Here is a 535-nt window from a genome sequence, read left to right as displayed (position 1 = left end):
GAGCGAAACCCAGCGGATGGCGATACATTCAGACCCCGCCTTTCTTGCGGGTGACTACGCCGACCAGGCGCCGCCGATTGCCGGTCTGGGCGCAGCACGTGCCATCGCCATGATGACCTACCGGTCCGCTCGGATGTTCGAGCAGCGGCACGCAGGCGTGGCAGTCGCGCCGCAGTCCGGTAAGGAGGGGCACAGCAGCGATTCGGTGCGTGAGTGGCTGCATCACCATGGCAGGCACTTCGTCGGGCGATTCGACGCAAATGTGTACCTGTCGCTGATCGATGCAATGGACCGCCATGACATCGGGTGGAAACGTGGCGGTGTGGAGGCGGCCTTGAATGGCATCCGTCAGCCGGCCATCGTCATCTCCATCAGTAGCGACTGGCTCTATCCTCCTTCTGAACAGCGCGAAATAGCCGAGGGGTTGTCGCAGGCTAAGTACGTGGAGATCGACTCCGAACAAGGGCATGACGGCTTTCTTATTGACGCGGCAATGCTGGAGCCGCACTTGACGCGTTTTCATGAGGTCCAGCGC

1 protein-coding gene is annotated in these 535 nt (G+C 61.5%); it reads left to right on the top strand.

Features of this window, described 5'->3' with window-relative positions; translation table 11 throughout:
• Window positions 1-535, top strand: a 535-nt coding sequence (locus ACXJKJ_RS31930; protein WP_457395743.1) for an alpha/beta fold hydrolase, incomplete at both ends; no start/stop codon positions are given.

It is taken from the genome of Roseateles sp. P5_E1 (assembly GCF_054049335.1).
The sequence above is the reverse complement of the archived record's forward strand: the minus strand, read 5'-3'. Positions and strand labels throughout refer to the sequence as shown.